The 18,022-nt window shown below is 37.2% G+C and carries 14 protein-coding genes; 13 read left to right on the top strand and 1 reads right to left on the bottom strand.

Annotation, left to right across the window (positions count from 1 at the left end; all coding sequences use genetic code 11):
- Positions 1-249 precede the first annotated feature (249 nt).
- Together FFM71_RS03630 and FFM71_RS03625 are read left to right on the top strand one after the other, a co-directional pair.
- Positions 250-735, top strand: a complete 486-nt coding sequence (locus FFM71_RS03630) for a PH domain-containing protein (RefSeq protein ID WP_137610833.1) — start codon at positions 250-252, stop codon at positions 733-735.
- Positions 725-2,185, top strand: coding sequence for a PH domain-containing protein (locus tag FFM71_RS03625; RefSeq protein WP_137610832.1), 1,461 nt, complete (start codon positions 725-727; stop codon positions 2,183-2,185). The genes FFM71_RS03630 and FFM71_RS03625 overlap by 11 nt, the downstream gene beginning before the upstream one ends.
- Positions 2,186-2,525: 340 nt before the next feature.
- Here the strand turns inward: FFM71_RS03625 and FFM71_RS03620 are convergent, their stop codons facing one another.
- Complete coding sequence (locus tag FFM71_RS03620; RefSeq protein ID WP_137610831.1) at positions 2,526-3,929, bottom strand: hypothetical protein; 1,404 nt, start codon at positions 3,927-3,929, stop codon at positions 2,526-2,528.
- 333 nt (positions 3,930-4,262) lie between these two features.
- Between FFM71_RS03620 and rbsD the strand changes: the two genes are divergently transcribed.
- The 11 genes from rbsD (at position 4,263) to FFM71_RS03565 (ending at position 18,021) form a co-directional block, all read left to right on the top strand.
- Complete coding sequence (rbsD, locus tag FFM71_RS03615; RefSeq protein WP_041500645.1) at positions 4,263-4,658, top strand: D-ribose pyranase; 396 nt, start codon at positions 4,263-4,265, stop codon at positions 4,656-4,658.
- An 11-nt stretch (positions 4,659-4,669) separates the two neighbouring features.
- Entirely contained in the window at positions 4,670-5,578 is a 909-nt protein-coding gene (rbsK, locus tag FFM71_RS03610; protein ID WP_137610830.1) for a ribokinase, read from the top strand.
- A gap of 185 nt (positions 5,579-5,763) precedes the next feature.
- A complete protein-coding gene (locus FFM71_RS03605) occupies positions 5,764-5,964 on the top strand; it encodes a cold-shock protein (RefSeq protein ID WP_041500642.1) in 201 nt (66 codons plus the stop codon).
- 511 nt (positions 5,965-6,475) lie between these two features.
- A complete protein-coding gene (locus tag FFM71_RS03600) occupies positions 6,476-7,675 on the top strand; it encodes an MFS transporter (RefSeq protein ID WP_137610829.1) in 1,200 nt (399 codons plus the stop codon).
- Positions 7,676-7,908: 233 nt separating this feature from the next.
- Positions 7,909-8,556 carry a glycoside hydrolase family 73 protein gene (locus FFM71_RS03595; RefSeq protein ID WP_223876471.1) on the top strand — a complete coding sequence of 216 codons (648 nt, stop codon included), beginning with the start codon at positions 7,909-7,911 and terminating at the stop codon, positions 8,554-8,556.
- 53 nt (positions 8,557-8,609) lie between these two features.
- Complete coding sequence (locus tag FFM71_RS03590) at positions 8,610-9,191, top strand: xanthine phosphoribosyltransferase (RefSeq protein WP_137610828.1); 582 nt, start codon at positions 8,610-8,612, stop codon at positions 9,189-9,191.
- Positions 9,192-9,210: 19 nt separating this feature from the next.
- Positions 9,211-10,341 (top strand): ATP-grasp domain-containing protein, encoded by a 1,131-nt coding sequence (locus tag FFM71_RS03585; protein ID WP_137610827.1) that lies wholly within the window; start codon positions 9,211-9,213, stop codon positions 10,339-10,341.
- Positions 10,342-10,344: 3 nt separating this feature from the next.
- Positions 10,345-11,640 (top strand): adenylosuccinate lyase, encoded by a 1,296-nt coding sequence (gene purB / locus FFM71_RS03580; RefSeq protein WP_137610826.1) that lies wholly within the window; start codon positions 10,345-10,347, stop codon positions 11,638-11,640.
- Positions 11,641-12,614: 974 nt separating this feature from the next.
- Positions 12,615-14,843, top strand: a complete 2,229-nt coding sequence (gene pcrA / locus FFM71_RS03575) for a DNA helicase PcrA (protein WP_137610860.1) — start codon at positions 12,615-12,617, stop codon at positions 14,841-14,843.
- A gap of 15 nt (positions 14,844-14,858) precedes the next feature.
- Positions 14,859-16,877: an NAD-dependent DNA ligase LigA gene (gene ligA / locus FFM71_RS03570; RefSeq protein WP_137610825.1), complete on the top strand. Its 2,019-nt coding sequence runs from the start codon at positions 14,859-14,861 to the stop codon at positions 16,875-16,877.
- A 10-nt stretch (positions 16,878-16,887) separates the two neighbouring features.
- Positions 16,888-18,021 (top strand): CamS family sex pheromone protein, encoded by a 1,134-nt coding sequence (locus FFM71_RS03565; RefSeq protein ID WP_137610824.1) that lies wholly within the window; start codon positions 16,888-16,890, stop codon positions 18,019-18,021.
- Position 18,022 lies beyond the last annotated feature (1 nt).

Genomic DNA, 18,022 nt, shown 5'->3' with positions numbered 1-18,022 from the left:
TTGATTTGGTATATGATTTTTTTGAACCTAAAATAGTGCTGAAATCTGAAAGAAGGACGATTCTTATGTCAACAAACAAGAAAATACTTTCGTAGAGGAAACATTATTTTCGTTAATTTTATTATTTCTACCATATTAAAAATAAATTGGTTGAATACTCTCAGTTCTGAAAATGATATACTTCGATAAATTTTCAATGTCAGCTTAATTTTTGCTATAATCAAGAAAATGTTTATTGAGGCGGGGATCATGGATAAAATTAAAGAACTACCTAGGAGTATTAAAGCGGTTTGGCGAATTCATGCCACAATTGAATTTATCATTTTTGTGTTGATCATGATTGGAGTTGGATTGATTAGACTGGTATTACCAACAACTTTTAAAGGTTACTTTGATTTAATAATGATTATTATTTGGGGATTAGGGATGATTGTCTTTATTGGAAGTATGTTTCTGGTTAATTATTTATGGACCTTTTGGACATATTATATTGACGAACGACAGATACAACTTCACAGTGGCTACTTTTTTCGAAAGCAAGTGATTATTCCAATTGCTAGAGTTCAAAATGTTACCTTGAAACAAGGACCAATCTTGCGATGGAAGGATTTGCAAAAAGTCGTTATCGTTACTGCATCCGGACGGAGTGAAATTGACGGGATTTTATCAGATCAGGCTGATCAGTTGAAGGAAACCATCATGCAACTGGCTCAGGAGGCTAAAAATGATATGTAAGCCGAGAAGATTGAGTCCAGCTGCAATTCTATTTTTCTTTTATAAAGATATAAAAAATTTGTTTATTCCTGTAGTGATCTTTGCATTTGCTACATTTAAGCAAGCAAGATTTTGGACTATCATAGGATTGGTTGCCGTATTTATTCTGGTAATTGTTGGCGATTTAGTGAAATATATGACCTTCAGTTATCAGTTTTTTAATCGCGAAATCCTGGTTAGAAAAGGAATTTTCGTTAAAAAAGTTAACCATATTCCCTATGATCGGATTCAAAATGTGACAGTTAATCAATGGTTCTTCTTGAAACCATTTAAGTTAGAAGAATTGGAGATTGAAACAGCTGGTCATTCTGAAGGCCCTGAAGTCAGCTTAGTAGCAGTTTCGGTGACCTTGAAGGAAGAACTAAATAATTATCGAAAACAGTTCAAGGCCACTGTAACCACTGGTGAAGAGGAAGATGATGCGGAGGTTTCAAATAGTCAGTCATATGCAATAACTTGGCGAGAATTAATCAAGTTTTCGGTAACATCACCAGCATTCCTCTCGGGATTGTTAGTTGTTCTGGCAATTTATGGAAAAGCACAACATTCAATTAGTAAACAAATGTACGTCGCCATGGCAAAAGAATTTTCACATTTGGGTTGGATCGTGGTGGTTGTAGGGATGTCGTTAATAATTCTAATTTTTTATCTAATATCAGTATTCGCCCTGATTGCAAGGTATTATCACTTTAATCTGCGGATGGAAAATAATCAATTTGAGATGCAGTATGGATTATTTAAGACCAAGAAAACCAGTATTTCGCAAAATCGGATTCAAGCAGTAGTGGTAAAACAAACGCTTCTGAGAAGATTGTTGCATATTGCATCTGTTAAATTAGTCATAATTTCCAATTCTCAAAAAGAAAATACGGAAAAGGATATTATCGTTATGCCAGTTATTGAAACGGCCAAACTTCAACCGTTTATGCGAAAATTTTTCCCAAGTATTCCGGTTAATAATTGTCAAACAATAACTGCAAATGTTGGGACATATTACTACGATTTACGAAATGCTATCATCTTTAGTTTGTTAACGGATTTATTGATAGGGTTGTTTATTTTTAGAATTTCATTTATTTTAAATATCTCAGTGGTAATTCTTTCTGCTATATTTTGGATCACTCCAGCGTATTTGAATGCTAGAAGGGCTGCCGTAACTGTAATGGATGATAAATATGTCTTCTTGCAAAACAATTACCTGACATCAAAAAACTCGTATTATGTACCGAAAAATAGTATTCAATTACTGGAACGACGTCAAAGTATTTGGCTGTCACAAAAGAGATTTGCCCATTTACGACTAAGCTGTCGTTCAGGGATAGGTGAAAGAAATCTGAAAGTAAAGTATTTACCGCAATCACAAATTGATAGTGTGATTGTATGGTACAAAAAAGATTCAAAGTTTAGGTAAGTATGCCGTATGCCGTCTCCAGAGCTGAGAGTACTCATTTGCTGCGCGGAACGGCCCGAGCCTGGGAAGCGGCCTCGAACCTCGGTGCAAGATGTATACTCTCAGCTCTTCCGACTAGTTGGTTTTTTAATAGCATAACAGTAAAATGAAAACTTCTGCTTATTTGAATAAATTAACTCTTGGCCTGTAATAACAATTGTTATAAAAGTATCCGGATACATATTTAATTTAAAAAATTGTCAAAAAAGAGACTGCTCCTCACTTGAAATAATTCCAAGTAAGAGGCAGTCTCTTTTTATCATAACCAAATAATTAAGTGTGATATAACTTTTTTATTTTTCTATTTATTCTCTTTTGCCTGAATCAATTTAACTTTTTTGAGAATTTGTTGATCAAAGGCTCTCATGTACGCATCGTGGTTCTTAAATTTCTTACCCTTGATTTTTCTCAAGGCATCGGTCCAGTCATAATAGTTGATTGGTACCATATTACGATTCTTATTCTTAACGTAAAGTTCAGAGAAATTGGCATCGTTTTGAACTTGAGCAGTTAGCCAGATATGATTAGTATCTTTGTATTGTAAGAAGTATTGAGAATTACGTTGAACATTATTTTGATACATTGAATATTGAACTTGCATATTGAAAGTATTTCCATAATTATGTGACATCGCATCAGTCTTGATACCTAATCCTAACGCTATAACCATGAAGATTGGTAGCAAGTATTTTTCGTATGATTCAAGCAACATGTCAAAGTTAATAATGAAGATAGTTACAAAAAACATATAAGTTGCAAACATACATCTGGAACCAAATGGTGAGACGACTATGAATGGAGCAACGACAGCAAAGCCTGATAATAGTAGGGCAAAGTTGGCGATTTTTTGTTTAGTATTTCTAACTCGTAATGTATAGAAGATTACTGCTACAGTGAAAATTAAGATAGCAACAATCAGCATAACTAGATGCTTAGTCGAAAATTGTGTAAGCATGTAATGAACCATAGTGTCAGAATTGCTTGAACCTTTTAGAGAACGGTATGAATCAGTTCCAAATAGGATCTTGATGTAAGCGCCATTGATGAACATTAGAAAGGCACCAATAAAGTTACCAGCCAAAATGAAATTCAAGACTTTCTTAAAATCTTCACCAAAATGTTTTCGTAAGAATATCCAAACGAGAATGACATTAAATACATTCAGAATCGTCACGTGTTCGGCAAAAAATTGTGCAAAAACAGCTGCGAAAAAAATTAAATAAGTACTGGTGCGGTAATAACGGATATTTTTATTATCATAATTTTTTAAAACTAAGTAGAGCATGAATAATGGGAATACTAATGATGGGACATAATTAGCAAATCCAGCGTGCCAACCTAAAATTTGTTTAAAAATAGAATTTGGTGTCAGTAAAATGAAGATGGTGGCAAGGGATGCCGAAACTAGGCCAATTGACTTGGGTGCTTTGATCTGTTCACGAATGCGTTGAATTAAGTAAACGATTGCAGTCATGAAAGTTCCATAACCTAGAAAAGCGACCGGCTTCAACTTGGTCATCATGATAACTAACAAGTCTCCGAGGTAACGACCGTCGTATTTCAAGAAAATTCCTTGTGGAAAGTAGTTACTACCAAAGTAAGTTCCCCAGTGCAAGTCATCGCCTAATAGTGGCATCCACATGCCGATCAAACCAAAAATAATAAATATAATGAAATAAAAACTAAGTTTTGCTGTACGTGTCATTTTTTTCCTCTTTAAGTGTATTGAAAGTCGAATCTCTCCAGAGTTGAGAATATTAATCTGTGATGCAGGACTAATATTGTTAATAAACTCAATTTTTCCGACTGCTTTAGCTTTTTATGGTGATAGTGGCCGATTGAGTAATGTTCTGAATATGATTTTTAGATTCAGAAGTAATAATAAAACATCTCTGTTTAAGGATATAATGAAGTCGCTGTGCAATCAATGAAAATATGTGCTTGCTACTAGTATTGCGAAATTGCTAAAATATATAATGATATAATTATGCATGATGGTATTATTGATGCAAACGATTACGAAAAAGGTGAGAATTTCATGAAAAAAACGAGAGTTATTAACTCAAATATATCACGGGTTATTGCCCAAATGGGACATTTTGATACAATCGGAATTGGCGACGCTGGGATGCCCGTTCCAGATGATACTGAAAAGATAGATTTAGCTGTTGAGGCTGGGTTGCCAAGCTTTATTCAAGTTTTGGATAACGTTTTGAGTGAACTAGAAGTCCAAAAGGTCTATCTAGCTGAAGAAATTAAAGTCCAAAATCCTGAACAATTGGCTGCAGTTAAGAAACTTGTTGGCGATACACCAATCGAATTTATTCCCCACGAAGAAATGAAAAAAGATTTGAGCGATACCAAAGCATTTATTAGAACAGGCGAGGAGACACCATACTCAAATATTTTACTTGAAAGTGGAGTTGTCTTTTAGAGGAGTTTAATATGAAAAAAATTGTTGTACTAGGTTCAATCAATGTTGATATTATTTTAAATATTGCTCGTTTACCTTTACCAGGTGAGACCATGGCAATGCATGATCGTTCGATGGCTGGTGGTGGTAAGGGTGCTAACCAAGCGATTGCGGCTGTTCGTGCTGGTGCAGAAACTTCTTTCATAGCTAAAATTGGTCAAGATCGTTCAGCTGACTTCATGTTGGATACTTTCAAATTTGATGGTTTGAATATTGATCATGTTACAAAAGATGAAAAGGCTGGAACTGGTCAAGCATATATTTTGTTAGATGACAATGGTCAAAATAGTATTTTGATTTACGGTGGAGCAAACCAGACGATTACAACTGAGGATATTAGAAATGCTAAAGATACAATTGCTGACGCTGACTGTTTGATCACGGAGTTTGAAACGCCACTTGAGGCATCGATTGAGGCTTTTAAAATTGCTAAAGAAAATAAGGTTTTAACCATTTTAAATCCTGCTCCTGCTAAAACTTATATTCCTGATGAACTGCTTAAGCTTACTGACATCATTGTTCCTAATGAAACAGAGGCTGAGGCAATTACTGGAATTAAGGTTACTGATCAGCCTTCAATGGTTGAGGCTGCAACTAAAATGCATACAATGGGTGTGAAAAATGTTATAATAACGGTTGGTGCTAATGGAGCTTTCTATTCAGTTAATGAAAAAAATGGCTTTGTTAATGCTTACAAAGTTAACACTATTGATACAACAGCTGCTGGTGATACATTTATCGGTTATTTAGCTTCAAAACTAAATCAAGATTTAAGTAATATCGAAGAAGCAATGAAATTTGCTAGTAAAGCATCGTCAATAACGGTTCAAACACAAGGTGCTCAGAATTCGATTCCCCATCTAAGAGATGTTGAAATTTAAGTATTTGTAAAAGAAACTTTACGCTAAGTAGATTGAATTTATTGGTCAAACATGTTAATATAATAGTTGTATTTTTGAATGGTGAATGGTTCGAATGGTTTGAATGTTTCGTACTTTAGACTTTCTTCCATGATGTACCACGAAATAATGCACAAAAAATATTTTCTTATCAGGAGGAAAAGTTCATGGAAAACGGAACAGTTAAATGGTTCAACGCAGAAAAAGGTTATGGTTTTATTACTCGCGAAGATGGTAGTGATGTATTCGTACATTTCTCAGCTATCCAAGGTGACGGTTACAAGACTCTTGAAGAAGGTCAAGCTGTTACATTCGATATCGAAGATTCAGATCGTGGCCCACAAGCTTCAAACGTTAACAAAGCTTAATTATAAATTATAACGAAGTTTTAAAAGCTAACTCGCAGAGCTAGCTTTTTTTTTGCACTTTTTTCGAATTTACACTAACTTTACAAGAAATTTACCTTGGTCGTTTATTGTATATAACTAAAGGTTGAAAGTTTAGTTAAGTATGCCATTTCCAGAGCTGAGAGTATTCAATTGCTGCGCGGAACGGCTCGAGCCAAAAATCGGTCTCAAGCCTCGGTTGAAGCCTCGCAAAACCCGCGAGTTTTCAACACGTCCGGTGGTGTAATTGCTGAAGCAATAACGCCACTTTCGCTGCGAATGAATACTCTCAGCTCTTCCAACTAATTTATTTTTTTATGGCAAGAATAATAAAATGGAGACTTCTGCTTATTTAAATAAATTAGCTCTACGATTGTAACAACAATAGTTATATTAATTTTTCATCTTTCAACCTTTGGTAAAGACCTCAAGGTTTCTTCTTTCCCAATCTTGGTGTTTTTTGAAATCCGATGCCCTTAGTCAGGAGTAACGTATGCAAGAAAATTGGCGCAATAATTTTAAAATTTTATGGTTTGGCAGTTTGATTACTGAAATGGGCAATGCGATGACATTGCCTTTTGTTGTCTTATTTATTAATACATTGGGCAATTTTAATAAGGCTGAACTTAATTTGTTAGGGGCAGCAGCATTTTCGCTAACTTATTTAAGTAAAGCAATTGTTTCACCATTTTGGGGACGCTTGGCTGATTTAAAGGGGCGTAAGTTAATGTGCCTACGTGCTTCAGGAGTCATGACGCTGACTATTTTTATGATTGGATTATCCCCTAATGTCTGGTTTTTACTATTCTTTCGGATCCTTCAAGGAGCTTTTTCAGGTTATATCAACAATGCTAATGCTTTGATGTCGGTCTCAGCTCCAAAGAAGATTCAAGGCAGAGTGATGAGTAAATTAGTGACGGGAAGTATTACAGGATCATTGTTAGGTCCATTGATTGGAGGGCTTTTAGCAACTTGGTTCGGTTATCGAGGGGCTTTTTTTGTCACCAGTTTTTTGATGGCAATCGTATTCTTGACAACGTTATTGGGTGTTAAGGAAAAATTTGTGCCTATAACAAAAAAGGAATTGCAACCAGCGTTACCCTTAATGAAAAAGATTGGCTGGCCATTCTTTATTGCTCTGTTTGGTTCGCTCTTAGCAATTCAAGCCACAACCAATGCAATTACACCGATATTGAGCTTACTCGTCGGAGAACTGAATTCTGGTGGTCAAAACGTGGTAATTATGACGGGAATCGTTTCAGCAACTCCCGGATTTGCTACAGTTTTAATGGCAGGAATCATCGGCACCTTAATTGATCGATTAGGAGCTTTACGCAGTATGCTGATTTTTCTTATTTCTGCAATTATTTGTTTAGCATTAACCAGTTTGGTACAAAATATTTGGCAATTAATTATTCTAAGGTTCATTCTGGGAATTTCAGATGCTGCGTTGATTCCGGCTATACAAGTTTTAACTGTACGAAATGTACCGGCATCGATATTTGGACGAGTTTTCAGTTATAATCAATCGGCACAGTCTTTTGGAAATGTTTTGGGGCCGATGGTTGCGGCATGGATTGCAATCGGCTTTGGCTATAAGAGTATCTTTTTGTTTTCAGCTGTCTTGGAGTTGATGGCCTTGGGAACGTGGATTTATTACACTCAACAGCGGCAAATGATTCGTAAAAGTTGAAAATATTGGCAATTGTTAAAATTCCATTTCAAATCACAAAAACTTCAAGGATTTCGGCTATAATTGAAACTATTAACTAAGGGCTGAAATAATAAAATGAAGATTTCTGATTGTTTAAAATAAATTAGTTCTAGGCCTGTGACAACGACAGGTATACTAATTTTTCGCCTTTCAACCTTTAGTTTTTGAATTAACAATCCGTAGAGATATTAAACTTACAAAGGATAGAACAATTGCCACAAAAGAAGAGATACAAATCACGCCGGACTAGTACTAGGCGCAAAAGTAACCAGAACAATCGGACGACTATTATTTTAATAGGTATCGTCGCAGTATTTGTGATCAGTTTCTTTGGTTATCGTGGATATGTTCAGCATCAGAGTGCGACAAAGGTTGAAATGGTTCAACAGGATCACGATGCATTTGTTAAAAAAGTGGCTCCGTATGCGGTCGTTTTGGGTAAACAATATGGTGTCTTGCCTAGTATCACGATTGCTCAGGCAATTTTAGAGAGTGACTGGGGGACGAGTTCCCTTGCCAGTCAGTACAACAATTACTTTGGTATTAAGGGAGAAGATCCATCTAATACCAAAGTTTTGCAAACTAAAGAATATACCGGTGGTCAGTGGATAACTATCAACGGACGCTTTCGGGTTTATTCGGATTTTCGTGAATCGATGAAAGACCACACAAAACTGTTAGTCAATGGAACAACTTGGAATTCGCAACAATACAGGCAAGTTGTTCAATCGAAAAATTATATTGATGCTGCGGTGGCTTTACAATCTGATGGATATGCGACTGATCCTGGTTATACAAACAAAATTATTCGTATTATTCAGAAATATAATTTGAAAAAATACGATGAAGGTATCAAGTAAAAAACAAAGTATGATAGACTCTAATTATTCTATGTAAATGTAGGGAGAACGTAATGAAGGAATTAGAAGAAAGAATCAGAACTGATGGTCGAGTTCTAGGCAAGGACGTGCTTAAAGTCGATAGTTTTTTAAACCATCAAGTTGACCCAATGCTAATGGAGAGAATGGGTGAGGAATTCTACAAACACTTTAAAGATTCAGGCATCAATAAGATTTTGACAGTTGAATCTTCAGGAATTGCACCAGCTGTAATGACTGGTTTGAAGTTCCAAGTACCAGTTGTGTTTGCCAGAAAGCACAAATCCGTAACATTGAGTGATGATCTTTATACATCAGAGGTTTACTCATTCACAAAGAAGACTTCTAATCACATCAGTATCGCCAAAAAATACTTATCCAGTGATGACAAAGTTTTGATCATCGATGATTTCTTAGCTAATGGCCAGGCTGTTAATGGCTTGAATACGATTATTGAGGATGCTGGCGCTACTTTGGCCGGAATTGGAATCGTAATTGAAAAATCCTTCCAAAAGGGTCGACAAATGATTGATAAATCAGGTATCCCAATCTGTTCACTAGCTAAAATCAAGGCTTTTGAAAATGGACAAGTAGTCTTTGATGAAGAAGAAGACTAGTAATTAAGAAGGTGGAATTATGACTTTTATTGCGCCCGGTAAGACATTAGGCATAATTGGTGGCGGTAGTGAAACGTATATTTTTGAATTAGAGGCTAAGAGAATGGGTTTTAGAACCATGCTTTTGACTGATGAGGAAAAGGATATTGCGACACAGGCTGCCGACAGTTTTTTAGTCGGTCAGTTGGAAAACATCGAGAATCTAAGTGAATTGGGCCATAGAAGTGACCTTCTTTTGTATATGGACGAGAATTTTGACAGCAGTTTGTTAAAGGAGTTGGCCAAGAGCTTCAACGTAGCCCAAGGTTCTGACTTATTAACAATCGTGCAAGATCGGTATATCGAAAGAACCTTCTTGAATGATTTAAATATTAATGTGCCTCCATTTTTTTCAATCGTAACGGTAGATGATATCAAAAAGGCGGTCGAGGAAATTGGTTTCCCATGTATTTTGAAGCCGATTCAAAAGAATCAAACGATTTTGAAACGTCATATTCTTTACAACGATAACGATGTGGAACGTGTGCAGAAGTTGCTTCAAGACGGAACTTATATTCTTGAGGCGTGGATCGATACTAAGACTGAGTATTCAATCATGATCAGCAAAGGTAAAGATCAAAAGATTCATACCTTCCCAATGATCAAAGAAATTTATGATGGTACGCATCTGATGAGTTCATTTATTTTTAAGAAGAATGATCCAGATGTCGAAGCAGAAATGCAGCGAGTCGCCTTGATGGTGGCTGAAAATATTAACTACGTGGGAATTTTTGGCATAGGTTTTATCTTATCTCAATCCGGGGTGTTGTACGTCAAACGAATTTTTCCAGGTATCAATTATTCAGCTAACGTTTATCAAGAGGCTACTGGCATTTCGCAATTTGAATTACATATCAGAGCTATTTGTGACTGGCCAATTCCCGAGATTTTTCCAATGGTCAACGCGGCTACCTTGAAAATCATCGAAGGTAACCTGCCACAGAGTTTGGATTTACTCCAGGAAAAGGCCCAGTGGAAATTTAATTATTACACCGGATTTAAAGCTAAGGATCAAGCCGACCGGGATGTCGGTTATATTTCAATTTTCTCAGACGATGTCGAAGAATTAAAAAATGATATCCTAACAACTAATATTTGGAGAGTAGAATAATTCATGATTGATAGATATGTAACTGAACAGATGAAACCAATTTGGACAGACCAAAACAGATTTCAGGCTTGGCTCGAAGTAGAAATTGCTGCCGTTGAAGGATGGAGCAAAGAAGGAGAAATCCCTGCTGAAGATGCCAAGTTGATTGCTCAAAACGCTAAGTTTGACGTTTCAGAGATTGCCGAAATCGAAAAAGAAACTAAACATGACGTGGTTGCTTTTACAAGAGATGTTTCCAGATATTTGGGACCAGAGAAGAAGTGGGTCCACTTCGGATTAACATCAACTGATGTTGTTGACACAGCCTATGGATACTTGATGAAACAGGCTAATGATATTATTCGTGAAGATTTGAATGAATTTCTCAAGGTAGTCGGTGAGAAAGCTTTAAAATACAAAGACACTGTTATGATTGGTAGAACTCATGGTGTTCATGCTGAACCTACGACATTTGGACTAGTTTTGGCTAACTGGTATTCTGAGATCAAACGTGATATTGAACGATTCGACCATGCTGCTAAAGGTGTTGAAGCTGGTAAAATCAGTGGTGCTGTTGGTAGTTACGCTAATGTTCCAACTGATGTGGAAAAGTTTGTTTGTGATAAACTAGGCATCCGTGCCCAAGAAATTTCAACTCAAGTTTTGCCCCGAGACCTCCATGCCGAATATATTCAAACAATGGCATTGATTGCCACATCAATTGAACGTTTCGCCCTTGAAGTTCGTCACCTACAAAGAACTGAAGTCCGAGAGGCCGAAGAATTCTTTGCTGCTGGACAAAAAGGCTCATCAGCAATGCCTCACAAACGTAATCCAATCGGTTCAGAAAACGTTACTGGGTTGGCACGTGTAATTAGAGGACATGCATTCACAGCCTTGGAAGATGTGCCATTGTGGCATGAAAGAGATATTTCACACAGTTCTGCTGAAAGAATCATTGTCCCAGATACAACCGAATTGTTGGATTACATCTTACGCAGATTTACGAAGATTACTAAAGATCTAACTGTATTCCCTGACAAGATGATGGAAGACATGAACTTGACACACGGATTGATCTTCTCACAACGTGTCTTGTTGAAATTAGTCGAAGCTGGCTATTCACGTGAGCAATCATATGACATCGTTCAACCAATGACAGCCAAAGCTTGGGATGAGAAGAAAGACTTCAGAACAATGCTTGAAAACGATTCTAGAGTGACAGATAAGCTATCAGATAAAGATTTGGATGATGCGTTTGATTATCACTGGCACTTACGTCACGTTGATGAAATATTTAAGCGTGTTGGTTTAGAGTAGGCCGCCTCCGGTTTCTAGGGAGTTGAGTCTGCTGTGAGGACCGGCTCGAGCCACAGAGCGGTCTCGACCCTCGCTTTTGAGCCGAAAACCGCGTCTCAAAAGTCGTCCTAGTGTTGTAAGAACGGAAAACCACCGTCCTAACAACACTCTCACTGCTGACTCACTCCCTCGAAACCTCCGGCTAAGGTATTGGTTTGAACTAATATTCTAGTCGGTTGCTAGGTGAATTTGATTAAATAATGATAATAAGAAAATCTCAGCTGAAATTTTTCGGTTGAGATTTTTTAGGTGGAAGGATATTTTTTTGAAATATTTGCAGTAATTGGATTTTGTTTCGTATTTTTTATTAAAGGCGTAAATTAAATATCCCGTCTACAGAGCTGGGAAATATTCACTCGCTGTGAGGACCGGTCCGAGCCTGGGAAGCGGTCTCGAACCTCGGTTTGAAGTCTTGACATAGTTCGTCAAGTCTCCAAACACGCCCGGTGTTGTAATGGCTAAAGCCATAACAACACTTCCACGGCACACAAATATTTCCCAGCTCTTCCGACTAGCTAATCGTTGTTAATTGAATGTAAAAATATTCGATTGGTTTTATATCCATTCTATTTTAAATTCCAAAATATTATTGATTTGAATACTTTTGATAAATGGTCAACTGGCACCACGCATTATTTGATTATGAATTTATATGGAAAAAATAATAGCCAAAAAAATAAAGTTAAAGCTAAAAAAACTAGTCGATGGATACAAGAAATTCTACCCGCAGTACGAGACCTTGGCTCGCACCGGTCTCACCGCGGGTAGAATTTCTTGTATCCTTAGACGACACCAAAATATGGAACATATGTTCAACTTTAGCGAGTTGTCTTTCGCTCTAAGCGGAAAAATTTGCTACAATATAAACAGCTATTTTAGTTACAACTAAAACTTTTTACACAGAGATTTGAGGGATTTTAAAATTGGACGATACGATGCTAAAAGGTCTTAACCCCGAGCAACAAGACGCGGTTAAGGCAACAGAAGGACCACTTTTGATCATGGCCGGCGCCGGTTCAGGTAAAACAAGAGTTTTAACTCACCGGGTGGCTTATTTGATTGAAGAAAAAAATATCATGCCTTGGCATGTCTTAGCAATCACCTTTACTAACAAGGCTGCTAAGGAAATGAAGGAAAGAATTGGTAAGTTGCTAGATGAGTCAGCAAATGATGTCTGGGTCTCAACTTTCCACTCTCTTTGTGTAAGAATTTTAAGAAGAGATTTTGATAAGATGGGCAAGCCTAAGACGTTCACCATCGCAGATCCAGGTGAACAACGAACTTTGATGAAGCAGATTTTGACACGAATGAACTTGGATCCTAAACGTTATGATCCGCGTGCTATCTTAGGAACAATCAGTAATGCTAAGAACGAATTGCAAACACCTGCTGAATATGCCAAGGTGGCTGCTACACCATTCGAACAGACTGTTGCCAGTGTTTATGACGTTTATGCCAAGGAAATGGAACGTAACAATTCACTTGATTTTGACGACTTGATCATGCAAACAAGTGAATTATTTGATAAATGTCCTGACGTTTTGGAAAAGTATCAAGAAAAATTTCAATACATTCACGTTGATGAGTATCAGGATACCAACGAAGCTCAATACAAACTTGTTAAACAATTAGGTGCCAAGTACCGCAATGTCTGTGTTGTTGGTGATGCTGATCAGAGCATTTATGGTTGGCGTGGTGCTAATATTCAAAATATTATGAATTTTGAAAAAGATTATCCAGAAGCAACCACTATTAAATTGGAACAAAATTATCGTTCAACTAAGACGATTTTGAAAGCTGCTAATGAGGTTATCAACAACAACGGTAACCGGAAGCCTAAGGATTTGTGGACTGATAATCAAGATGGCGACAAGATTAAATTCTATCGTGGACAAAATGAATCTGATGAAGCCTTATATGTCATTGACCAAGTTAAGAATTTATTACTTGAGGGCTTCAATTACGGTGATTTTGCCTTATTATATCGAACAAATGCTCAATCACGTACATTTGAAGAGAAATTGATGCAAGCCAATATGCCTTACAAGATTATTGGTGGTCACAAATTCTACGATCGTAAGGAAATTAAAGATATTTTAGCTTATCTACGTCTAATTGCTAACCATGAAGATTCAATGAGTTTCCAACGGGTTATCAATAGTCCTAAGCGTGGTATCGGGCCTGGTACGATTGAAAAATTACAAGCTTACGCTGATGAACACAACTGGTCATTACTAGAGGCTGCTGAAAACATTGAGCTTTCACCATTAGCCGCTCGTCCTCGTAAGACTATCGGTGGTTTTGCCAAAGTAATTGATGATTTAACTGAGTTGGCCAAAGATCAGTCAATGACAATTCTGATGGATCACTTATTAGAGGATTCCGGTTATATTGAAGATTTGAAACAACAAAATAACTTGGAATCGCAAGCACGTGTAGAAAATATTGAAGAACTTTTGACTGTTACGACTCAATTTGATCAAGGTTATGAGCCAGATCCAGAAATTGATGAAACACGTTTGACAACTTTCTTAACTGAATTGTCATTGGTCAGTGATCAGGATCAAATTGAAGAAGATCAACAAGAAATCACTTTGATGACATTGCATGCTGCTAAGGGTTTGGAATTCCCAGTTGTCTTCCTAGTTGGTATGGAAGAAGGAATTTTCCCACTGGGCCGCTCATTACTTAAGGAAGATGATCTTGAAGAGGAGCGTCGACTAGCTTATGTTGGTATCACTCGTGCTGAAAAGCGCCTTTATTTAACTAACGCCGTCAGCCGGATGCTTTATGGTCGTCTACAAAACAATGCTACCTCACGTTTTGTTGAAGAAATTAAAGATGATGCGATTGACCGCGTCAACAGCAATGCTGGTAATATTGGTCGTCCAAGTGAACGGAGCCTGCCATTTAGCAAACGTCGTCGTGCTGCTGCAACAACCGCCTCGTTCCAATCACCGACTTTAAAGGCTAAAGGTGCTTCTGGAGCTGAAAAATTAAGCTGGACTGTTGGCGATAAAGTTGAACATAAGAAATGGGGCCAGGGTACAGTCGTTAAAGTTAATGGTGCCGGTAATAATGCTGAATTAGACGTAGCTTTCAAGAGTGAAGGTGTCAAACGTCTTTTAGCTGAATATGCCCCCATTAAAAAAGTTACTGATTAATTAAGAGGTGAAATCATGGCAGATTTAACAAAAGAACAAGCTAATCAAGAATTAGCGAAGATTCGTCCTCAATTGAATGAATGGCGTGATGCATACTACACCAAGGACGCACCCGTTGTTGAAGATAACGTGTACGATAAACTTTACAATCAATTATTGGCATTAGAACAGCAATACCCTGATTTGGTAACGTCAGATTCACCTTCACAGCAAGTCGGTGATGTTACACTACCTGATTTCAACAAAGTAACTCATGATATTCCCATGTTGTCGATGGGAGATGTTTTTTCTGAGGCTGAATTAGCAGAATTTAACGATCGAATTGAAAAAAATGTTGGACATGAGGTCGATTATAATGTTGAATTAAAAATTGATGGTTTATCACTGTCACTTATTTATGAAAATGGTATCTTGGTACAAGGCTCAACTCGTGGGAACGGAACAATTGGTGAAAATGTAACGGAGAATGTTAAAACTATTCAGGATATTCCCCAGAAGCTTAGTCGTCCGTTGTCGTTTGAAGTGCGTGGTGAATGTTTCATGTCAAAGAAGGAATTTTTGCGTTTGAATCAAGAGCGTGAAAATGAAGGACAACAAGTTTTTGCCAATCCTAGAAATGCGGCTGCTGGTAGTTTACGTCAGCTAGATCCTAAGGTCACTGCTTCGAGAAAACTGGATACATTCATGTATACAATCGTAACTTTCGATGACTTGAATGTTTCAACGCAACATGAAGCTTTGGAAACATTGAAAGAGCTTGGCTTCAACGTTAATCCAACGGCAGAAGTTACAACAGGTTTGAAGGGTGTTAAAGAATTTATCGACCGATACGGTGATGTCCGTGACGACCTTGATTATGGTATTGATGGGGTTGTTTTGAAGGTAAATGATTTAGCCATTCAAAGAGAACTTGGTAATACTGTCAAAGTACCAAGGTGGGAAATTGCTTATAAGTTTCCACCGGAACAAGCTGAATCAATAGTTAATGATATTGAATGGACGATTGGCCGGACTGGGGTTTTAACACCTACAGCCGTAATGGATCCAGTTCAATTAGCCGGAACAACCGTTTCTCGAGCAACCTTGCATAACGAAGATATGATTCGTCAAAAGGATATCCGAGTTGGTGATACCGTACTTTTACATAAAGCTGGCGATATCATCCCTGAAGTTTCACAAGTTGTCTTGAGCAAACGTCCCAAAGATTCTGTACCTGCTGAGATTCCAACACATTGCCCGTATTGCAATTCCGAGTTGATCCATTTGGAAGATGAAGTGGCACTACGCTGCATTAATCCTAAGTGTCCTGCTCAGGTCAAAGAACAGTTGACGCACTTTGCCTCTCGAAATGCTATGAATATTGATGGCTTGGGTCCCAAGATCATTGAGCAACTTTATACGAAAAAATTAGTACAAGATGTCGCTGATATTTATAAATTGACGACTGAAGATTTAGAAACGTTAGATGGATTCAAAGAAAAATCTATCAACAACTTATTAACAGCCATTGATAACTCGAAGAGCAATTCGGTTGAACGTTTGATCTTTGGCCTTGGAATTCGACATGTTGGAGCCAAAGCTGGTCGAATTCTGGCCGAGAATTTTGGTAGCTTGGATAATTTGATGTCCGCTTCCATAGAAGAAATCCTTGAAGTAAATACAATGGGTGAGATAATTGCTGATAGTATTGCAACTTATTTTGCGAATGATGATGTTAAAAAGCTTATTAATGAACTAAAATCAGTAAATATTAATATGAATTTTATCGGTAGTTCAAATTCTAATGAAACAAATAGTCACTTTACTGATAAAATAATTGTTATAACCGGAACATTGCAAAATTATAAACGTTCACAATTGGCCGAGACACTTGAAAATCTCGGTGCTAAGGTTACGGGGTCGGTTACTAAAAAAACTGACATGTTGATTGCAGGTGAAAAAGCCGGCAGTAAATTAACTAAGGCACAACAATTGGGAACACAGATTATTGATGAAGCAACATTGTCTGAATATTTAGATGATGCCAAAGAGTAGGAGAACAGTTTTGAAAAAATTCTTAAAAACTACATCGTTACTGCTGATGTGCTCATTGTTGTTGGCTGCCTGTGGAAACTTACAAGATTCCAGTTTGTCATCAGGTGGTGGTGATTCTTCAAAGAGTTCAGTTCAGACAACCACATCGTCTGATTCAAGCAACTACGATGTTTTATTAAGTGGTGGAAAATATAAAACTAGTCCCATTTCTGGACTTACTGCTGCTGATAATAGCAATCAGTTCAATAGTAGAAGTTTCGAAAGTGGACTTATGACCTTGTCGAAGAAACAATTTTCAACAAACTCATATGTTTTCCAAGAAGGTCAAGTTTTGAGTGCTAGCACTGTCACTGATTGGTTGGGACGTAAATCCAGTAAAAATGCATCAGGATTAAATCCCGCCTCCAATGGATCAACTGATGCTAATAAACGAACACCAATGTATTTCCAACAGATGCTTGAAGAAGATTATCTTCAAAAACAAAATGGAAAATATAAATTGGCTGGGATGTCGATCGGTATCGCAATGAACAAGATTGATTATTACCAAAAGAAGCAATATGGCGCTACATACAAGACAACAATTTCTACAGAAGATCAAAAGGCTCAAGGCGAACGTATTGCCAAGGAAGTTGTTCAACGCTTGCGTAAAGATAGTAAAGTCGGTAATATTCCAATTGTTGTCGGCTTATATTCCGTAGCCCCAGAAGATACTTTAGTGGGTGGAACGTATTTCCAATACTCATATAGCAAGAGTGATGCTTTAGGTAATTGGAGTGATTTAGGTTATAAGGATCAAATGTTACCAACTGTTAACGGCGATACAGCTATTAGCAGCAGTGATTCTGATGCTTTTGCTAACTTTAAGGAACATATTCAAAATTACTTCCCTAATCTTTCCGGAGTTACCGCTCAAGCACATTACGATGGAACTAGTCTAAAATCAATGGATATTACGATCAATACCCAATTTGATGGTTTAGCTCAAATAACAAGTTTCACGCAGTTTGTTCAGACGAGTGCTCAAAAGTACTTGCCATCAGGAGCAGATCTGGATATTACTATTCAAACTGTTGATGAACAACAAGCGGTTGTCACACGTACGGGTGGTAAGTTCTACTCACACGTTTATAATGCAGATTAAA

It is taken from the genome of Companilactobacillus huachuanensis (assembly GCF_005404815.1).
Taxonomy (GTDB): Bacteria; Bacillota; Bacilli; order Lactobacillales; family Lactobacillaceae; genus Companilactobacillus; species Companilactobacillus huachuanensis.
The sequence above is the reverse complement of the archived record's forward strand: the minus strand, read 5'-3'. Positions and strand labels throughout refer to the sequence as shown.